The organism is Anaerolineaceae bacterium oral taxon 439, assembly GCA_001717545.1.
Taxonomy (GTDB): Bacteria; Chloroflexota; Anaerolineae; order Anaerolineales; family Anaerolineaceae; genus Flexilinea.
Map to the genome: position 1 here is coordinate 668,503 of CP017039.1, position 20,377 is coordinate 688,879.

A 20,377-nucleotide genomic window follows, 5' to 3' on the forward strand; every position below is an offset into this window, starting at 1 on the left:
TCCGGGCGTTTGGTTTCAGGATTCGGAACGCGGGGCGGGAATTCCGGTTAATGACGTAGGTAAAAGCTTTCGTCTTCGGTTCCGTCCCGCGGTATGTTTCCGGCGTTCCGGATAACGTACCTTCGGAGCCCGTCGTAAGCGACATGTGTCGAAAGGAAGAGAACGGGACCGAACGAGAAAAGCGGAATGACGATCAGCGACAGCGGCAGCTTCCATCCATAAATGAAGCCGACGATCAGCGCGCTGAATAAAACGATCAGGTTGCGCGGGGCAGCGAGGAACGCTAATTGCAGGCTGTTCCTGAAGATGACGCCGGGGGATAAGTCGACGATCGCCAGCATCGGCCAGAGATAGAACGAAGTCGCCAGCCAGACGAAAGCGAGCGCAACGCAGAGGACCGCCGCGACCGTAAGCAGCGGGTTCCCGACGCTCATCCGGTAGTAAAGCGACGCCGCGAAGATCGAGGCGGCTCCGAGGATCAGGACGGCGAAACCGACGGCGAGCGAACGCCTGAATTCGCGTTTGAACGCGGTAAAATAATCTCGACGGAGCGAATACGGTTCGTTCCTGAAAATACGAAGGAAGACAGCCGCTCCGGCGACGAACGCGGACGGAATCCCGACGATCGTCAGGAACGTCAGGCTCATGAGAAGATTCACGGCGACGATGTCGCTGAAATGTTGGATGAAAGCGGAGATAAACGGTTTTAGCCCGAAGCGGTAAGTTTGGAGATCGTCGTCCATGCGAATTCCTTTCAGCGGTTGAAACGGCTGAAGCCAGATTAAAACGATTATAAACGATCGAGGAGAATCAGGATGATGAAACGAGACGAGTTTTTAAGGATTCAGGAAAGATATCGCGACGCTTTATTGAAGGATTGTATTCCGTTCTGGTTAAAAAATGGGATGGACGCGGAATACGGCGGGATGTGCACGTATTTGGATCGGGAAGGGAAGCGGTACGTTTCCGATAAAAGCGTCTGGCTGAACGGGCGCGCGGCCTGGGTTTTCGCGCTGCTCTGCGAAACGTACGGCGAAAGAACGGATTGGAAAGCGGCGGCGTATAGCTGTCTGGATTTTTTGAACCAGTACTGTATCGATCCGGCGGACGGGCGGATGTATTTTTCGGTGACCCGCGAGGGAAAACCGCTCCGAAAGCGCCGTTATTTTTTCAGCGAGACGTTTTATACGATTGCCAACGCGCAATCGTATCGATCTTTCGGAGATCTTCAGGCGCTCGGAACGGCGCGGAAATATTACGATTTCCTGCTGGCGATGTATGACGATCCTGCGGCCGATCCGTTCAGGATTACGCCGAAGGTGTACGCCGAAACGCGGTCCGGGCGTGCGTTTGCGCGGCCGATGATCCTGCTGAACGTGACGCACGAAATGCACCGCTGCGATCCGGAACGGGCTGAGCTTTACGAATCGCGCGGCAGGTCTTTGACCAGCGACATATTCCGGTATTTTTATAAAGAGGATTTCGGCGTTTTCCTTGAGTCGGTCGGCCCGAACGGCGAGTTCATGGCCGACGCTGCGGGCGGACGTACGATTAATCCGGGACATACGATCGAAGGGGTCTGGTTCCTGCTGAATCAGGCGAAGCTTTCGGGCGACGCCGCGCTCGTTCGGAAGGCGGCGTCGATCTTTGACCGGGCGACCGAGCTCGGGTGGGACGAGCGCTACGGGGGGATCCTGGCGTTTATTGACGCGCTGAATTTTCCGCCGGAGCAGCTCGAACACGACATGAAGCTGTGGTGGCCGATGACGGAGACGCTGATCAGCGCGGTTATGCTGCACGAGATGACGGGCGAAGCGAAATATTGGGACTGGTTCGTAAAAGCGGACGCTTATTCGTTTGAGCGGTTCGCCGATCCGGCGTATGGGGAGTGGTTCGGGTATTTGCGGCGCGATGGGACGCCGACGGATCCGCCCTGCAAGGGGAATCTGTTTAAGGGGTGTTTTCATCTTCCGCGGGCGCTGCTGCTGGTGGACGCCTGTTTGGGGCGGTTGGCGGATCGGGCGGCGTAAGGCTTATGGGGGCGGCGCGCCGTTCTAAACCGTTCGGGCTGCGCTCCGGAAGTAAGGACACAATTCCCAGAAACGACACGCCGCCTTCGATATCAATCCGGTGGAAAGGGGAATGCCTGATGAAAGCGCTTAGTATTCGTCAGCCTTGGGCCTGGCTGATTGTGTATGGTGCGAAAACCGTTGAAAATTGAAGCTGGAAAACGGCTTTTCGCGGCCGCTTTTACGTTCACGCTTCAGAGAAGTTTGATATGTCAATTCAGGAATATGCTGTCTTCAAGCGCGACCTTGAGGCGGACGCGAGAGAAGACGGTTTTGAACTGACGATGCCCGCGACGGCTGCGGATTTTGAGCGCGGCGGGATTATTGGATCGGTCGGCCTTGTCGATTGTGTGACGGAGTGTGAGGGTGAAGTCGATTGCTCATGGCATAATCCTGGGGATTTCGCTTTTCTTCTTGATAACGCCGAACCGCTCCCATTCCGACCGATGAAAGGAAAGCTTCATTTTTTTGAAGTTGAGGAGGCTGATTGAAATTGAACGGTGTGCCTGCCGGTTCGGAAATGACATGACGCTGCGGAAGGGGTGGAAAGTGCCCCCAAGGGAGACGCACTGTGAAAATGAGACGCGGGGAAGAATCCCGGCGTTTTTTAATTGGCAGCGCGAAAAAAAGGATTGACTGTTGTTGAAAGATATGGTAACATCTGAATTAGGTAAAACCTTTTACCTAATCATTTTTTTCTACATTTTTAAAGGAGAAAAGCTGCAATGAACAAGAACATGAGCAAAATCAGCAGGATGGTTATTTTTCTGATTCCGGTCTGTATCGCGATTAACCTGGTCGGGGGACAGTTGGCGATCATGCTGAAGCTCCCGGTTTTTCTGGATGCGATCGGTACGATTATTGCCGGCGCGCTCTGCGGACCGGTTCCGGGCATGATGGTTGGACTGATTACCAATCTGATTAACGCTATTTCGCTGCCTACGATTTTAGGCTATGCCATTATCAACGTGGTTTTTGGCTTGATCGCGGGGCTTTTATCGAGGAAAGGGATGTTCCTGACGTTGCCGAAGGTCCTGCTCTCAGCCGTGATTTTTGCGGTAATGGCTTGCGCGATGGCGATTCCGATCACGATAACGTTCTTCGGTGGCTTTGCGGGTACCGGCGCGACGGTGATTGTTTCTTTTCTGATGACGGCGGGTTGGGGTCTCCTGCCGGCTACAGTCGTAAGTGAGTTGTGTACTGAGCTGCTGGATAAATTCTGTACGTTGATGATATGTTATTTCATTTTGAAAAGTATGTCCGATCGCTTCCTGGTTAAGCTTCCTTTGGGGGATATTTATATCAGAGGCAAGCGAACCGCGAAGGCTGAATGACAGTGAGGCATGCCGATTTTTTGACTGAGGAGAGAAGAAATGGCGTCTGCTTTTGTTGAACGGTTTTCCGCGCCGCGGCGCACTGGTAATTTTATATTGGATTTGCATCCGTTGGTAAAGCTGAACGTTATGATCTCGTTATGCGCGCTGAACTTCCTGTTTGATTCGCTGTACGGCTCTCTGGGTCTTTGTGTTTTTTCTTTCCTGATAGCGGTCGCGGCAGGTAAATTCCGTTCCTTTTTTAAGATTTATTCAAGGGTTATTCTATTTTTCGGTTTATTCTGGTTTATTTTTAACGCGGCGTTTTCAGGAGGAGAGAACGTTATTTTTCAGCTGGCTGGGATTCGCGTTTCTGATGAAAGTCTCTTAAAAGGTTTTTCTTCCAGCCTGCTGATTTTAGGATTCAGCGGAATCTTCCTTCTTTTTTTTCAGCTGACGCCAATGAGTGAACTGATGCTGGCGTTTGAGAATCTGGGAATGTCCCGAACCGCGTCGTTTATTTTCCTGTCGACGTTTCAGAGCATTATCGATCTTTCAGTTAACGCGAAAATGATCATGGAATCCCAGAAATCCCGCGGCATCGAAACGGATGGAAATCTGTTCATTCGTTTGAAGGCCTATCTTCCTGTGCTTGGCCCATTGGTCCTGAGCGCTGTCGCCAGTACGGAAGAGAAAACGATTGCGATGGAAGCGCGGGCTTTCTCTGCGTCAGGGAAACCTACGCAACTCTGTCAGCTTCCAAGATTTGACGCTGTCCAGATTGGAATGGTTGTTTTAGCAAATCTGGCGCTGATCGTGGGTATCGTGCTGCGAGTTCGGGGGGTTTAAGATGGCGGCGGTCGAATTAAGAAACGTATCCTACGCTTATCCGCTGGCGGAAGAGAAGGCGTTGAGGAATATTTCGGTCAGTTTTGAGGCAGGGAAGCTATATGGGATTATCGGTCCTAACGGAAGCGGGAAAACGACCTTGTGTAACTTGGTCCGGGGACTGGCGCCTTATTTTTACAGGGGCGAACTGGAAGGAGAATGCCGGATCAATGGAAGGCTGCTGAAGGATATCGATTTCGACGAGCTTTCAGTTGAGGTTGGATTTATCTTTCAAAACCCGTTTACCCAAATCAGCGGTGTGAAAGAGACCGTTTTCGAAGAAATTGCTATGGGCTTAGAAAACCTTGGCGTATCGAGGGAAGATATGATTCGGAGAACGGTTCAAATCATTCGGGACCTTGGAATCGAAGATATTATGGATAAGAATCCGAACGCTCTTTCCGGAGGCCAAAAACAGCGTGTGGCGTTCGCTTCGATTATCGTGATGGAACCCCCGATTATCGTGATCGATGAACCAACTTCGCAGCTTGATCCACATGGAACGGATATGATTTTCGAAATTATTTATAAGATGAAGGAACGGGGAAAAACGATTTTACTGGTTGAACATAAAGTTGACTTATTGGCTGATTATGCCGATGAGATTCTGGTCCTGAACAAAGGTGAGCTTGTTGCGCATGGTCCAACACGGGAGATCTTGACGGACGATTCACTGCTGAATCAGGGAACGGCAATTCCAGAGGTCGCCCTGTTAGGGCGGGATCTGAAACTCGATGGACTGAATCTGCCTGAAATTCCGATTACGATTCAGCGGGCTGCGGAAGTCCTTTCGAGTTTTGTGACGCTTGGGGCAGGCTCATGAATCGGATTATCCTGGAAAACGCGTCTTTTCAGTATTCGCCGGGAACCTGGGCGGTTGAGAACCTGAATTTAACGATCGACCAAGGCGAAGCGGTCGCGATTGTAGGCCAGAATGGCGCAGGAAAAACAACCGCGGTGAAAATGATGAACGGACTGTATAAGCCTGTGAAAGGACGAGTTTGGGTAAATGGCGTTGATACGAGGGAGAAAACGACAGCTCAGATCGCAGCGCTGGTGGGCTATGTTTTTCAAAATCCGGACGATCAGATTTTTAACGCTACCGTACATGATGAAATTGCCTACATGCCGAGGTACCTGAAGCTTAGCGACGTCGAGACGGAACGGCGCGTAGCGGCGGCGGTGGAGCTGACGGGAATTGGTCCCTATCTGAACTACAATCCATTTGATATTCCATATTCCATTCGTAAATTTGTTGCGATTGCAGCAATTTTAGCTACGCATCCGCGGTATATGATTTTAGACGAACCTACGGCTGGGCAGGATTTAATCGGAACCCGGACTTTGAATCGGCTGATTCGTTATTTGCGAAGCGAAGACGTTACAGTTATCACGATTTCACACGATATGGAATTTGTTGCTGAAAATTTTGAGCGTGTCGTTGCCATGGCGCATCGGCGGATTCTCTTTGACGGTCGGATGGAAGAGTTGTTTGCGAACGACGCGGTGTTGAGAGAATGCCGGATTAAGAAGCCGCAGATCGCGCGGCTTGCGGACCTGTTGGGTTATCCTCCGGGTATTATCTTTCGGGATCAACTGCGGCAGTCTTTACGATCTCAATTGGGGAAAGGAGAAAGATTATGGATGAATTAGGCCAATTGAGGATAACGTTGGCGGAACGGCGCGACGAGTATCTGGCGTACCTGCTGGAATTGGTAAAAAAGGATACCCGCGATTTGGGGCATGGGATTAAAGGCGGGCTTGAAGCAAACGGGCAGGCAGCTCTGAAGGCCCTATATGAGCAGATGGGCGCGAGCAAGATCCAGGTCGAGGCTATGTCCGAAGAGCCAATTCAAAAGGCTCTGGCTCTGTATAACGAAGGAAATCCCGGGCATAATTATCAGGGTCGATATAATTTGTATGCGGCTTTTGAAGGAATTCGTCCGTTATCAATCTTGTTCAACGGTCATATAGATACGCTACCGCCTGAAGACGAATCTGCTTGGGATTTCCCGCCATTGGATGCGCATGTTAAAAATGGGCGGGTTTATGGGATGGGCGTGTGCGACATGAAGGCGGGTATCATGGCCGCCTGTCTCGCCGTCAAGCTATTCCAGGACGCAAGGATCCCGCTCCCATGCCGGGTGTTGTTGTCATCTGTTTGCGACGAAGAGGGCGGGGGAAACGGTTCGATAGTGGCAGCGATGGGCGGGCTTAAGGCTGACGCCGTCGTTGTCTGCGAACCGACAACGCGTCAGCTGATTTTAGCGCATATGGGCTTTGTATTTTTTGAAGTTGAAGTGTCCGGCGCAGCGGTGCATTCAGGACTGAAGGTCGACGGGGTCAGCGCGATTGAGAAGGCTGTGAAACTCATGGCAGCGTTGGACGAGCTCGAACGTGGGTGGCTCCTGAGGTATAAACATCCGCTTTTGCCTCCGCCTTCCGGCAACGTAGGCGTGATTCGAGGCGGTGAGAATGGCTCGACTGTTCCAGATAAGTGCGTGTTTAAAACCTGCGTTCATTATCATCCGAAAACGATGAGTTACGAGAGCGTTGTGGCTGAAGTTCAGGGATGTATCGATCGATGCTCCAGCGGGGACGTCTATCTGGAGGCGCATCCCCCCAAGGTCACGGTATATCAGGCTGGCGGACCTTTTGAAATGGAGCCGGATCACGCGCTGGTTCAAAGCTTCGTGCATGCGTACGAGGATGTTTTCGATCGGACTCCGGACATCGTCGGGTCTCCGGCGGGATGCGATTCTCGGACCTGGCGAAGGATTGCGGGGTGCCCTACGATACAGTATGGCCCTGGTTCATTGCGTCAATCACATGCGGCGAATGAATATGTTGAAGTTGAAGAATATTTAGATACGATCCTGCTATACGCGGGGCTGATTTTACGATGGGGAAGAAAAGATGATAACGAAGGAAATAAAAATGGCTAAGAAAATTTTGATCGCGGGCGAATCCTGGACGAGCGTCACGACGCATATCAAGGGCGCCGATACCTTTATCACTTCCGTTTACGCGGAGGGGGCGGATTATTTACGGGAAGCGTTGGAATCGGGCGGCTATGAAGTAACCTACGTCCCGAATCATCACGCGCAGGATGGTCTTCCTTTTACGGGTCAGGAGTATGCCGCTTACGACGCGGTTATTCTTTCGGATATCGGTTCGAATACGCTGTTGCTGCCGAGCGCTACGTTTGGCCGGAGTGAGAAACGTCCGAATCGTTGTCAGGCGATCCGCGATTATGTCCTGGACGGCGGGGCGCTTGTGATGATCGGTGGGTATATGTCGTTTACCGGAATCGACGCTAAAGCGCGTTATGGTTCGACGGCCTTGGCAGACGTACTTCCGGTTGTCTGTCTGGAGATGGATGACAGGCGTGAGCATAGCGAAGGCGTGTATGGCGTCGTGACGAAAGATCATCCGCTGACGCAGGGAATTGTTGGGGACTGGCCGGCGCTTTTAGGCTATAACAGGACGCTGCCAAAGGCCGGCTGTGACGTTGTCGCGGAGATCGAGGGTGATCCGCTGATGGCCGTCGGCGATTTCGGCAAGGGGCGGAGCGCGGTTTTCACGTCGGATTGCTCGCCGCATTGGGCGCCGATGGAATTTGTTTCATGGGCGCATTATAAAACGATCTGGCTCAATATACTGGAATATATTTGCGGATAGCGTCAGATTTTTCCATTAACTGGATTATGAAGGACCTCCTCACAGCTGCGGTTCAAAATGGGGAGGTCTTTTATAATTATGGATGGGGAGGCTTTTACGAAAGGTGTATAGGAGGACGTTAAATCGATCTGAAAGCATAGGAACGGAGGCTGAAGCTTGCGAACGACGATTAAGGATATAGCTCAGGAGACCGGCCTGTCGATTACGACGGTTTCACTGATTCTGAACGGTAAGGGGAAAAAATTCCCGCCGGATACGAAGGATCTGGTTTTGGTCGCGGCGAAAAAGCTGAATTATCGTCCGAATCAGTTGGCAGTTGGCCTGCTGAAAAAGCATACGCAGACGTTAGGGCTTATTATTCCGGATATCAGCAATGTTTTTTTCTCCGAATTTGCCAAAGGAGTTGAGGATCGGGGCAGAGAAGAACAGTACAGTATTATATTATGCAACTCGGATGACCGATTTCATCAGGAACAGCAAAGCATCAACATTTTAGCGGATCGCGGCGTGGATGGGATTATCATCATACTATCGTCTGAAAGTTTTGGTTCTAAGAATGAAGAATGTCTGGTTGCGCTGCGAGCAACTGGGAAACCGGTCATTTTGGCGGACTGTTTTAATGAGGTCGTTGATTTCAGCACTATGGAGATAGATAATCGGAAGGGATCGGCTCTGGCGGTTGAGCATCTGGTTTCCCTCGGCCATTCCCGGATTGCCTGTATAACGGGTCCACAGGGGTTGAAAAGTAATAAGGAACGAATGGCAGGGTTTACGACTACCATGCGCGATCATGATATTCCGTTGGACGACCGGCTAATTTTTGAGGGTGATTTTCGTTACCAAAGCGGCTATGATGGGGCGCTTAAATTGCTGAAAGATTGTCCGACAGCTATTTATTGCCATAACGATATGATGGCTTTCGGCGCTTTGAGAGCCTTGCGGGACTGTGGAATCCGTGTTCCGAAGGACGTTTCTCTGGTCGGTTTTGATGATGTCTTCTTTTCCCGCTATATGGAAGTTCCACTGACGACAGTCAGGCAGCCTATCTATACAATGGGGCGGCAGACTGCATCTCTGTTGCTCGAAGAGATTGACAACCATGAAAAGGCCCCCCAGCATGTTGTATTTGCCCCCCGGCTGGTGGTTCGCGCCAGTACGGCCGCGCCTGCGCGCTGAGGCGGTGGCAGTCCGCAAGTGAATTCAGACAGGCAAAAAAGCTGGCAACGATATAGCCAGCTTCTTCGATCCCGCCGCATTGGCGTTTACTGATAATCCTCGATAATCTCGCGCAGCGTTACAACGCCGGGATAATCCGGCGGTGTCTCGTACGTCAGCCAGCTTTCGATCAGCCCGCGCAGATCTTCGCCCGCGATTTCGTTTGCCAGCGCGATCCATTCCTCTGTCGAGATCGTCCCATAGGCGTAGCGATCGATCATTGCCCGGATGAATTCATGAAACTTCGTTTCTCCCAGCGTGTCCTCGATCAGGTAATATATCAGCGCGCCGCCGTCGTACGCTGCGCTCGAATACATCGAGCGGAAATCCGCCGTGATTGCTTTCGGCCCGCCGACCTTGATGATCCCGTCGATCCGCTCGTCCGAGAACCCCAGCTCACGGTAAAGCGCCCGCTGCTTTTCCGGATAAAGGACGAAATTCCGACAGAGCTTCCCGATCGCAGTCCCGGTCTCGACAATTTCGACCGCCGTATTTTCCCCGAAAACACTGTCCAGCTTTTCCCGGAACGCGTCATTCGCTTCCTTTTCGCAGAGAATTTCCGCGGCGCGAATAGCCTGATCTTTCGTTACCGGGGTCAGCTCGTCGCGGAATTGCATTGTTAATTCATGAACAAACATGTTCGGCGCCTGATACGAGAGAACCGAGAAAGCCATCGCGTCATAAACCTCGCGGATCGTTTTCTCTCGGCTGTAGTTTTTCATGGAGCAGGATTTCCATTTTCCTTCAGCGTACGTCGCGAAGCCTTCTTTAATCCATAGATCGCTCCAGTCCCGGATCCCGACTAAATCGCCGATCCACTGGTGCGCTAACTCATGCGCGAAGCCATTCTCTAAAGAAAAGACCATATCCGAACCGTAGACCGAACGCGTCTGGTTCTCCAGGGCGCCGCCGAACGACGTATTGATGACGACGGAGCCAGCGTCGCGGAACGGGTACGCCCCGGTCATCGGCTCGAAACATTCCGCCATCGCTTCCATTTTTTCCGCGGCCGATTTGAATTCGGCGCGGGAGACCAGCTTTCGGTCGATAAAATCCGTTCGAAGAACGCCGTCGAAAATCGGGGCCTGATACATATCGAACTCGTCGATACAGACCGTAAATAAATACGCCGCCATCTTTTCCGTCGCCGCGAACCGATACGTCACGCGTGGCAGTTTTCCGCCTTCTTCGGCGTATTTCGCTCCCTGCGCGGAAAGATCGGCGAGCGATTCGGCGTTAATCGATCTTAACCTCTGCCCATCGGCATCCATAACTTCTGTCAGTCTTCCGTTCGCCGCGACTGAAAATTTCGCGGGAACGGTGACGCTGACGTTGAACGAAGCCTTATCCGTCAGCGAATCGTTGCAGGGGAACCAATTCGACGCCATGACCGGTTCGTTGACCATGCAGAACGGGTCGCCGTCCTGCCGAAGTCCGCCCGTTCCCGTGAAAACGGTCTTGCTTTCCGCCTGCCCCGAGTACAGGACGCGCAGCGCGATCGTTTCGTCAGCCTTCAGGCTCAGGTCGAGCGTCAGGTTATTGTCTTTATGCTGAAATGGGATGGATGCGTCGTCGATGGTAACGTCGCTGACGGCATGCTGCGTTGCGAAATCGAGCTTCAATTCGGAGAGATCGGTTAACGCCTTGACGGTTATCGTAACGTCCCCTTTCAGCAGGTTCGTCGCGTCATCCCAGTCAAAAACGATATCGTATGATTGAACGTCATAGCCGCAGTTCCCGTTTTCAGGAAAGAGCGAATCGGCGCGGCAGCCGAGATTGTCGTACGCGGACGCGGGTCCCGCTAACGCGAGAACCGCCAGGATCAGGGCGAGAAGTATTCCAGGTTTATTTATTTTCATAATTTCATCCTTTCGAAAGCCAGCCTGCGGCTTTTGTCGTCGCGGTTAATTATTACCATGCTTTGGGACTTCGTATGGGTGCAAGGTGTTTTTATATCCTGTCCCGGTCGATTCAATAGGTGCAGGCCGGAGCTGAGAGCGAAAGATTTTCCCGCCAATCATAAGTCGGGCAGGTCGGGGAGGTCGGCTTTCGCTGATTTTCCGTCGGATTCAATTTTAATGATTTTTTTGCGAGGCTGGTATGATTGATAAGCGTAGGAACGATACAGCTTTCAGGAATAGTTCAGGTTGGGAGGATGGCGAATCTTGGACACACGAAAAGAGCAGGAACGGGCGGAGCTGCACCGCACGATCTGGAATATTGCGAATGACTTACGCGGGAGCGTAGACGGCTGGGATTTCAAGCAATATGTTCTCGGCATGCTGTTTTATCGTTATATTTCCGAGAATCTGACGGAATACATTAATCGTGGAGAGCGGAAGGCGACCGGAGATGAAACGTTTGACTACGCCCGCCTTTCCGACTCCGACGCGGAGAACGCGCGCAGCGGGTTGGTTATGGAAAAGGGACTTTTTATCCTTCCGAGCCAGTTATTCGAGAACGTTCGAATCCGCGCTGCGCAGGACGAGAACTTAAACGAAACGTTGGCTGCGGTTTTCCGGAGTATCGAAGATTCGGCGCGGGGTACCGCCAGCGAAGAGAGTTTCAAGGGACTGTTTGACGACATCGACGTTAACAGCAACAAGCTGGGCAACAGCGTCGCGAATCGTAATGATCGGCTGGTTAAACTATAGGAAATCTCAAAGATTAACCGCAGTCTTCATACTGATGCCATTAAGGAATGTCTATTAGTTGATTTAATAAACGAATAGTTGCTCTGCAAATATGTAAGTGAAGCCGATATGCTCAATGTTTCTCTATTCAATAAGCGAGCTAAACAATGGCGTGAAGAAAATTCAGGTTTAAAGGGAAATATGAGAGACTATGCAAGTCTAAATGAACTATTGTGTTGGTTTGTCAATGATGCGTTACAAATTTGAAAGATGAATCTTAAGGAACTGAGAAGGGGAAAGCCAGGCGAGAGGACGCATCGGGAAATTGTTGTACCAATGGTTATGAACCTTCAGTTGTTTCTTAAAATCGTTTAGCGAATAGAAGGGATGAGTTGCGTAAAAGTACTCATTATCTTTACGGTGTGAACGTTCGACCTTACCGTTATGACGAGGGGTATAGGGACGAATGAGTTTGTGGACGATGCCACGCTGTTTGAGCAGCTGCTCAAACAGCGTGGGGCGATCGCGATTCGAGGTAAATCGGTTTGTGAATTCGGTACCGTTATCTGTTTGAACGCATTCAACCTTGAATTTGAAGGCTTTAAGCATATTCTCCAGGAAGACAGCAGAGGAAAAGGTACTCAGCTCATCGAAGCCTTCAACGTAACGAAAACGAGAATATTCATCGATAGCAGTATATTGGTAGTATTTCTTACTTCCGAATGAATTAGAAGCAATACAAGCGGGAGGAACGTGCTTGACATCAATTTGAACGCGTTGTCCCGGATATTGCATCGCTTCGTATGTCTTAGGAATATATTTTGGATTTTTCACCTTGATCGCCATTTCTCCACTTTTACAGAGGATGCGGTACAAACCTGTAATGGTGCGGGTATACCCTCGCTGGCGCAGTTTTACCCAGAATACGACTAATCCGGCATGCGGATTCCGTTTTCGCATGTTATGAATCAGCTTGAGCTCTTCTTCTGTATGCTGATTCGGATGACTTTTAGGTTTATGAGAGAAATCCCGCAAAGAATCTTGTGTCCCGTCATACCGTTTCATCCATCTGTATACAGTTGGGCGGCTGACCTTGTATTTTCTTGCTGTTTCACTAACTCCATGCTTTTCACAATACTTTACCATGGACTCCCTGAATCTAAGAATTTGTGTTATCGTCTTCATAGCGAATGGGTATCTCCTTTTCTTTGGTTTTCGCAGACTCAACTATAAACGAGATTTCTTCATTCGCTTTTCTTTTTCTCTAATTTGTAACGCATCTATGGTAATCCTACACTATGCAAGTCTAAATGAACTATTGGTACTTGCGGATATGGAAAGCTATAATGTAGTCCTAATTCGAAAAGGGATTGAGCAAAAAGAAAGAATGATTGAACTTAGAAAGCTTGAAAAGTTAAATGACACAGAATTTAAGAGTTTAAAATATAAGTAAAAAAGTAGTAGGTATATTATGAAATGGGCATTGGGAGAGTGTTTATATGAATTACAGTGCAGATAAACCAATTGATACAGAAGAACAAGATTTATTAGGAAGATCAGTTTTTTCAAAACAGTTAGGAAAAGCAGTTTATGAATATAATGCTAAAGATGGATTGGTGATAGGATTATTTGGAAAATGGGGAACTGGAAAGACGTCTGTTATTAATATGGCAGAAAATGAGATTGATAGACTTGCAAAAGAAGATGAAAACAAACCATTAATCATGAGATTTGTTCCGTGGAATTATTCTGATAAGGATAATCTCATTAGTTTGTTTTTTCAAAGTTTAAAAAATAAAATAGAAGTTCAAGGTAACGAACAAATTAAAAATAAAGTAGGAAAAGCATTGAGTGATTATGCGGGAGCTTTTGATGCATTATCGATTGTGCCAGTGGTCGGTTCAGGAGTTGCTGCAATGTTAAGGACTCTTGCTAAAGTACAAGGAACTAATCTTATGCAAGTTCCTGATTTGGATAAGACCAGAGAAAATCTTGAAGAGGAATTGATAAAAGCTGATAAAAAAATTATTATCGTAATTGACGATATAGACCGATTAACTAATTCACAGATTAGAGATATTTTTCAGCTAGTTAAACAGGTGGCGGATTTCCCTAATGTAATATATATATTGGTTATGGATAGAACCGTTGTTCGTCGTGCATTGACAGAGATGCATAACATAGATGGAAATGCATACTTAGAGAAGATTATTCAGGTTCCATTCGAACTTCCGGAATTACGAAAAACTAAATTGCACAATATTTTACTTATCAAGCTTGATCAAATTGTTCGTGATTTACCTAAGGAAGTGGTATTAGATGAAAACTATTGGAGCAAAGTATTCACAAACTGCATAAGTCCATATATTAATACATTAAGAGATATAAATAGATTGGTTAATGCTTTTCAGTTTAGGTATGAGATGCTATATCAAGAAACTTCTTTTGAGGATATGTTAGGTATTACAACTCTTGAAGTATTAGAACCAGAATTGTATAAATGGATTTGCAATAATAAAGATGCTGTTTGTGGAGGACTTATGCATGGTTTGATATCAAGTATGGGTGATAAACCAGATTATTGTAAATTGTATCATGATGAATTTGTAAGTATTGGAATAGATCCAAATGTGGCGATAAGATGTATTTCAACAATGTTTCCTGTATTTTCAAAAGACGTTGGCGAATATCAGTATGATTATCAATCGATATCAGATATTAGAGCGAGCATGAGGGTTGCTCATGAAGGAAGATTTGAATTATATTTTATGCTTGACTTGGACGATATAAAAGTTTCTAGAAGCATAATAAATGCATGCATCTTTGAGCTTGATAGAAAAGCATTGTGTACAGCTATTGAAGAAATCAACAATAAGGGAGATATTATCTATTTTCTAGAAGAAATCAGATCGCTAAGTGATAAGATACCATATGGGCGTTTGTCCTTAATCGCATCTGTGCTGCTTGATTTACACGGGGGATTTAAAGGTGAGAATTCAAAGAGCATTTTTTCAAGAGCGGCATGTGATGTAGCTAATTATTTTATAGAAAATATTATAAAAAAACTTAATACAGAGAAAGAAAAATATCAAATTATTCGCGCTGCAATAGAAAAAGTTGATAAAAATGGATTAGCGGCAATGGCTAGAATTATAAACGGCATAGAACTCTCATACGGAAGATTAGCAGGGGGTTCAGAAAATAGGGATAAACAAGCTGTAAGTTTAGCGCATCTTGAAGAACTTGAAAAAATTTATGTAGAAAAAATTCGTATTATTACAAGTTCTGAATCGATATCGGATATAAATGGATTTGGTCATGCTTTTTATTTATGGGAGAATCTTGATGAAAATGGAGTGACAAAATATCTGAAAAAAATATTCAAATGTGAAGTAAATAAACTTAAATTTATTTGTTCTATGGCAAGTAGGTGGAATGGCACTAATGGTAGTGGTTGGGGTTTTTATTCAAAAAACTATGAAAAATACATTTCACAAGATGAAGTTTATAATATCATACAAAGTTTTGACAAAAATAAGCTGCATGAGTTTACTGAAATTGAGCAAATCAAATTAGCTTCATTTGTTTTGAATTACCAGACGAATGAAATGGACCATGTTAATGAACAAAAGGCACAGAAGCTTGTAAATCGATGGAAAGCAGGCGAAGTTGAATAAGATAGTATAACTGTCAATTTGATAAATATTATGATTATGTAATATAATAATTTATAATATATAACAAATTAAATATTCATAATTTAAAAAAATTAAAATATATATAAAGATGGCATGTAACCATTGAAATTGATTAAAACTTAGTAATTGGCCCGGATCGCTCCTTCTCAAAGCGGCCAAAATTCTTGGCAGGAAAAACGTTCGTCAGGGCTTTTATGGCCAGGAGATCAACATTACGACGTATAATCTCTGCCGGATCAATATGTTTTTGCATGATATTGGTTATAATAAATTCAATGTCGCGCATGGGGATACGTTGATCGATCCGCAGCATTGGGACGACGAACCTTTCGAAGCGATCGTATTAAATCCCCCGTATTCGTTTGTTGGTTTGCCAATGATCTATACTTATCTTGCGTTTTAAACGAAGACCGTTATCTTCCATAAATATGGGGCGTTCGTTGCAAATGATGCAGTAGATAACACCTGAAAAAAGGATAAATCTGGAGTTCTCGTCCTCCAATAAATATTCTGCCTTTTACAGTTAAAAAATACTTACATCTTAGCTACCCGCTCCATCCGCGCCAGAACAGCTTCCCGCCAGTCGTCCGTCTCAAAATCAAGCCCTGTCAGCCAGTAAGCGTTCTTTCCAGCTCGAATCCCCTGCCCGACGTCCTCCAGTCCGCGCGTCTCGACGTTCCCCGGCAGCGGCGGGAAGCGCAGCACGATCGCAGCCGCCTCCTTTACCACAGCCGAAAGTCCGATTCGCTCGGCGAGGATCTTCAGTTGGATCTGATAAAAAAGGTTCCCAAGCGGTTCAGGAAGCGGCCCAAACCGATCGGTAAACTCATCCCGCAGCGCCTCCAGCTTCATCGAGTCATGCACCGCCGCAATTCGCCGGTACAGTTTAATCCGCGTCGTCCGCTCCGCGACGTAGCTTTCCGGAATTCCGATATCGAGCGGAAGCTCGACCGTAATCGGATCGAAAAGCAGCCCCATCTCTCGGGTCACCGCGATATCCTCGTCGGGAATCTCAACGCCCCTGATCTCTTTGACCGTCTTGACCGCCTGCGCCAGCATGCGCGTGTAAAGGCTGAAACCGATCGCGGCGATCGCTCCGCTTTGCTTATGCCCTAACAGTTCGCCTGCGCCGCGCATCTCCAGATCGCGCATCGCGATCGAATATCCCGCGCCCAGCTGTGTATTCTCAGCGATCACGTCAAGGCGTTCGATCCCTTCCGGCGTCGATTTCGTATTTCGGAAAAAATAAGCGTAGGCGCGCTGCGTGCTCCGTCCGACGCGTCCGCGAATCTGGTACAGCTGCGCCAGGCCCAGCGCGTCGGCATGATCGGCGATCAGCGTATTCGCGTTGGGAACGTCAAGCCCGGATTCGATAATCGAAGTGCTTAAAAGGATATCAATTTCATGGCGGTAAAACGCGTCCATGACCGCCGAAAGCTCCTTTTCCGGAAGCTGACCATGTCCAACGCCGATCCGTGCCTGAGGAACGAGCGCTTCCAGCTGCTGCTTAACGACATAGATTGACTGAACGCGATTATGGAGATAGAAGATCTGGCCGTCGCGTTCGAGCTCCCGCAAAATCGCCTGACGAACGAGCTTCTCGGAATACGGACCGGCATGCGTTATCACGGCGACGCGGTCGTCGGGCGGGGTCGTAATACTCGAAATATCGCGCGCGCCTGTCAACGCCATGTACAGCGTCCGGGGGATCGGCGTTGCCGACATCGTCAATACGTCGACTTTCGTCCGCAGCTTTTTCAGGTATTCCTTCTGCGCGACGCCGAAGCGCTGCTCCTCGTCGATCACGACGAGACCAAGATCCTTGAAGCGAACGTCGGCGGAAACGAGCCGGTGCGTCCCGATAATAACGTCGATTTTTCCATCGGCCAGATCGGCAAGGATCCGTCGCTGTTCCGAGGCGGTCCGAAATCGGGAAAGCATTTCGACCGTGACCGGGAATGGGGCGAATCGCTGCGAAAAGGTTTCGTAATGCTGCTGCGCCAGGACGGTCGTTGGGACCAGGATCGCGACCTGCTTCCCTGCTGTCGCCGCCTTAAACGCGGCGCGCAGCGCGACCTCAGTTTTTCCGAAACCAACGTCGCCGCAGATTAATCGGTCCATCGGCCGCGGCCGCTCCATATCCGCCTTAACCGCGTCGATCGCCTTCTTCTGGTCCTCTGTTTCAAAGTATGGAAACGCGCCTTCGAGATCCTGCTGCCAGGGACTGTCTTCCGGGAAAGCGTAACCGTCGACGACCTGCCGCTTTGCGTACAGCTCGATCAGGTCTTCCGCGACCTCGACGACCTTCTCTTTAACATGCTGCCTGACGTTCAGCCATTCCGTCGTCCCCAGGCGGGTCGGAACCGGCTCGCTCAGGTCCGGGCCGATATAATTCGTAACCCGATCGGCCTGATGAACCGGGACGTAAAGCTCGTCGCCCGCGGCATATAAAATTTTTAGAAATTCCTTCGATGAACCGTCGATCGAGCGCGTTACGATCCCGGCGTACTGACCGATTCCGTAATCGATATGAACAAGCCAGTCGCCAGGCCGGAACTCATCGATCCCGTTTTCCGACGTTTCGACCGCGCGCTGCGTTTTTCGCCGCGGAACGGGCCGTTCCCAACCGAAAATCTCCTGATCGCTCCAGAGCTGCGCCCGCGCTTCCCCATTTTCGCCTATCAGGCGGAACCCTTCGCGAAGCGTCCCGTTCAGGACCACCGGCGGTTTAAGCTCTTCTTCAGCGAGAAGCGCAGCGTCGATCATTTTTTGCAGCCGGGCGGACTGCCGGCTGACGATCGTGACCGGAACGCCCGCCGCTTCGCTTTGGAACGCGGCCTGGACCATGTCGCTCAGCTTCCCGCCGAAGCGCTCCGCCGGTTCAAAATCGCTGAAGTTCGCGGCGTTATCATCCTCCGTTTCGCCGCGCGCCCCCAGGTTCAGAAGATCAAACGATTCCATCCGGTCCCGTAGCTCCGACATCGAAACATACGGCTGCGGAAAATCCTCGGGGAGAAGGTGATCAAAAACCGACACGCCCCGCTGGCGTTCCGCCTGTTCCTCGATATCGTCCGCCTGATCCATGATCCGAAGCTCGTCGTCAAAGACGATCAGCGTATTTGATGGAAGATAATCGAGTAAACAGGCCTGAATCCGGTTCCGCAGCGGGATCATGAACTCGTCGGTTTCAATATCGGCGAACGTCCCATCCGCAAGAGCCGGCGTAAAAACCTCGCGCGCCGGAGGAACGAGGATCCGCTCCGCTCTGCTGGTGTTGCGCTGCGTCGCCGCGTCAAAGGTATACATCGCGTCGAGATCATCGCCGAAAAAATCGAGGCGGACCGGCGTTTTTTCGGTATATGGCCAAACGTCGAGGAGTCCGCCGCGCAGCGAAAACGATCCCTGTTCCCGGACGATTTCGCCGCCGGCGTAGCCGGTCTCACGCCAGAGGCGAGCCAGCGCCGTCGGACTTGCCTGCTGGGAGACACGGAGAATTTTCGTTGCTTTAAGAAACGCCTTCCGGTCGATCGTCCGCGTCATGACCGCCCGCAACGGCGCGACGATCAGCGGCGCCGCGGCCCCTTTCGTTTCACCGGGAAGCGCGCGTTTCGCTAACGAAGTCAGGACACGGATTCGCTCAGCACGAATTTCCGGGCCCCATGCGCCCGGTTCGTAAAAAAGCGGGTCCGGCGCGGGAAATATCTGGACCGGCCGGGACTCGACCCAGAACTGAAGCTCGTCGGCGATCAGGTTCGCCGTCGACGGCTTATCGGTCAGGATCAGGATCGGACGGGTTCCGACTTCCGCGAGCTTTGGATCCGAAGCAAGCGCCGCGATCAGCAAGGGCCGCCCGCTTCGAATCCATCCACGGCCGCCGCGTTCCAGGCGAAACTTGCGCAGCTCGTGAAAAAACGGCTGCGCCCGAATCATATCGAGAAGCGCGGCTTTGGAATTCATCAATCTGCTTTCCCGTTATACTTCGTCATAGCGCACTGAATCCCATCGACAACGAATGCCGTCGCCGCGTCCGCCGCGCGATCAAGAACGGCGGGGAGCTCCGCTTCTTCCTCTTTCCGGAACTTGCTCAGGACATAATCGGAAACTATCATTCGGCCGGTCGGATGGTCGATTCCACAGCGCAGCCGCGCGAAATCCTGCGTCCCCAGCTGCTCAATCGTGGAAACCAGCCCCTTTTGACCGCCGGATCCGCCTCCGGGACGCATCCGCAGCGTTCCAAACGGCAGGTCGAGATCGTCATGCATCACGAGAAGACGGGTGAGCGGAATTTTATAATACCGCAGGAGCGCAGAAACCGCCTGCCCTGAAAGATTCATGAACGTCTGCGGCTTGGCGATCAGGACGCGCCGACCGTTGATCGTCGTGGTAGCCGTGATCGCTTTCAGCTGAGCTTTGTCTGCCGCTGTCCCTGCCCGTTCGCAGATACGATCGGCGACCATGAAACCGAAATTATGACGGGTTTCGCGGTATTCGCGCCCGGGATTTCCCAACCCGACGAGCAGAAACGTTTCTCCGCCCGGTCCGGCGGAAGAGGAAGCCTCCCGCCTGTCTTTCAGTGCTCTGAAAAATTCCTCCATACCTCGTCCTTTACTGACGCCGCCCGAAACCCATCTAATTATCGATAACGATAGCTTCGAAGGTCGAATAATATTTTCAAGAAAAAGAAAAACAGGACCGTTAAGCCGGTCGCAATGAAGACCGTCAGGACGACCGTTCCGCTCGATATCGCCGCTGGATTCGGAACCGGCGTCGCCGTTGGCGCTGGCGTTATCTCCATCGAAAGTTTTCCTCCGTTCCCATATCAATCTTTAAGTGTACATGAGAATTCGCGGTTTAACGAGGAAAATGCGCGATTTTCGGTG

15 protein-coding genes and 1 pseudogene are annotated in these 20,377 nt (G+C 49.8%); 11 read left to right on the plus strand and 5 right to left on the minus strand.

Annotated features, from left to right (window positions below; all coding sequences use genetic code 11):
- Positions 1–47 precede the first annotated feature (47 nt).
- Positions 48–743 carry a hypothetical protein gene (locus tag BEQ56_03155; protein AOH42563.1) on the minus strand — a complete coding sequence of 232 codons (696 nt, stop codon included), beginning with the start codon at positions 741–743 and terminating at the stop codon, positions 48–50.
- 75 nt (positions 744–818) lie between these two features.
- On the opposite strand from BEQ56_03155, the gene BEQ56_03160 reads away from it, so the two are divergent.
- The 9 genes and pseudogenes from BEQ56_03160 (at position 819) to BEQ56_03200 (ending at position 9,127) form a co-directional block, all read left to right on the plus strand.
- Complete coding sequence (locus tag BEQ56_03160; GenBank protein ID AOH44379.1) at positions 819–2,030, plus strand: hypothetical protein; 1,212 nt, start codon at positions 819–821, stop codon at positions 2,028–2,030.
- A 119-nt stretch (positions 2,031–2,149) separates the two neighbouring features.
- Positions 2,150–2,560: pseudogene (locus tag BEQ56_03165) on the plus strand (hypothetical protein).
- Positions 2,561–2,806: 246 nt separating this feature from the next.
- Complete coding sequence (locus BEQ56_03170) at positions 2,807–3,403, plus strand: hypothetical protein (protein AOH44380.1); 597 nt, start codon at positions 2,807–2,809, stop codon at positions 3,401–3,403.
- 39 nt (positions 3,404–3,442) lie between these two features.
- Complete coding sequence (locus BEQ56_03175; protein AOH42564.1) at positions 3,443–4,231, plus strand: hypothetical protein; 789 nt, start codon at positions 3,443–3,445, stop codon at positions 4,229–4,231.
- A 1-nt stretch (position 4,232) separates the two neighbouring features.
- Positions 4,233–5,093, plus strand: a complete 861-nt coding sequence (locus BEQ56_03180; GenBank protein AOH42565.1) for an ABC transporter ATP-binding protein — start codon at positions 4,233–4,235, stop codon at positions 5,091–5,093.
- A complete protein-coding gene (locus tag BEQ56_03185; protein ID AOH42566.1) occupies positions 5,090–5,923 on the plus strand; it encodes an ABC transporter ATP-binding protein in 834 nt (277 codons plus the stop codon). The genes BEQ56_03180 and BEQ56_03185 overlap by 4 nt, the downstream gene beginning before the upstream one ends.
- Positions 5,911–7,215: an acetylornithine deacetylase gene (locus tag BEQ56_03190; GenBank protein AOH44381.1), complete on the plus strand. Its 1,305-nt coding sequence runs from the start codon at positions 5,911–5,913 to the stop codon at positions 7,213–7,215. The genes BEQ56_03185 and BEQ56_03190 overlap by 13 nt, the downstream gene beginning before the upstream one ends.
- On the plus strand, positions 7,208–7,951 hold the full coding sequence (locus tag BEQ56_03195) for a cytoplasmic protein (GenBank protein ID AOH42567.1): 744 nt from the start codon (positions 7,208–7,210) through the stop codon (positions 7,949–7,951). The genes BEQ56_03190 and BEQ56_03195 overlap by 8 nt, the downstream gene beginning before the upstream one ends.
- A gap of 156 nt (positions 7,952–8,107) precedes the next feature.
- Complete coding sequence (locus tag BEQ56_03200; GenBank protein ID AOH42568.1) at positions 8,108–9,127, plus strand: transcriptional regulator; 1,020 nt, start codon at positions 8,108–8,110, stop codon at positions 9,125–9,127.
- An 86-nt stretch (positions 9,128–9,213) separates the two neighbouring features.
- On the opposite strand, the gene BEQ56_03205 is transcribed toward BEQ56_03200, so the two are convergent.
- Positions 9,214–11,025 (minus strand): hypothetical protein, encoded by a 1,812-nt coding sequence (locus BEQ56_03205; GenBank protein AOH42569.1) that lies wholly within the window; start codon positions 11,023–11,025, stop codon positions 9,214–9,216.
- A gap of 306 nt (positions 11,026–11,331) precedes the next feature.
- On the opposite strand from BEQ56_03205, the gene BEQ56_03210 reads away from it, so the two are divergent.
- A complete protein-coding gene (locus tag BEQ56_03210; protein ID AOH42570.1) occupies positions 11,332–11,820 on the plus strand; it encodes a hypothetical protein in 489 nt (162 codons plus the stop codon).
- A gap of 234 nt (positions 11,821–12,054) precedes the next feature.
- Here the strand turns inward: BEQ56_03210 and BEQ56_03215 are convergent, their stop codons facing one another.
- The gene (locus BEQ56_03215; GenBank protein ID AOH42571.1) at positions 12,055–12,984 is read right to left on the minus strand and encodes an integrase; all 930 of its coding nucleotides are present in this window, start codon (positions 12,982–12,984) and stop codon (positions 12,055–12,057) included.
- Positions 12,985–13,298: 314 nt separating this feature from the next.
- On the opposite strand from BEQ56_03215, the gene BEQ56_03220 reads away from it, so the two are divergent.
- Positions 13,299–15,476, plus strand: a complete 2,178-nt coding sequence (locus BEQ56_03220) for a hypothetical protein (GenBank protein AOH42572.1) — start codon at positions 13,299–13,301, stop codon at positions 15,474–15,476.
- Positions 15,477–16,031: 555 nt separating this feature from the next.
- Here the strand turns inward: BEQ56_03220 and BEQ56_03225 are convergent.
- On the minus strand, positions 16,032–19,454 hold the full coding sequence (locus tag BEQ56_03225; protein ID AOH42573.1) for a transcription-repair coupling factor: 3,423 nt from the start codon (positions 19,452–19,454) through the stop codon (positions 16,032–16,034).
- Positions 19,454–20,017 (minus strand): aminoacyl-tRNA hydrolase, encoded by a 564-nt coding sequence (locus tag BEQ56_03230; GenBank protein ID AOH44382.1) that lies wholly within the window; start codon positions 20,015–20,017, stop codon positions 19,454–19,456. The genes BEQ56_03225 and BEQ56_03230 overlap by 1 nt, the downstream gene beginning before the upstream one ends.
- Positions 20,018–20,377: the final 360 nt, after the last annotated feature.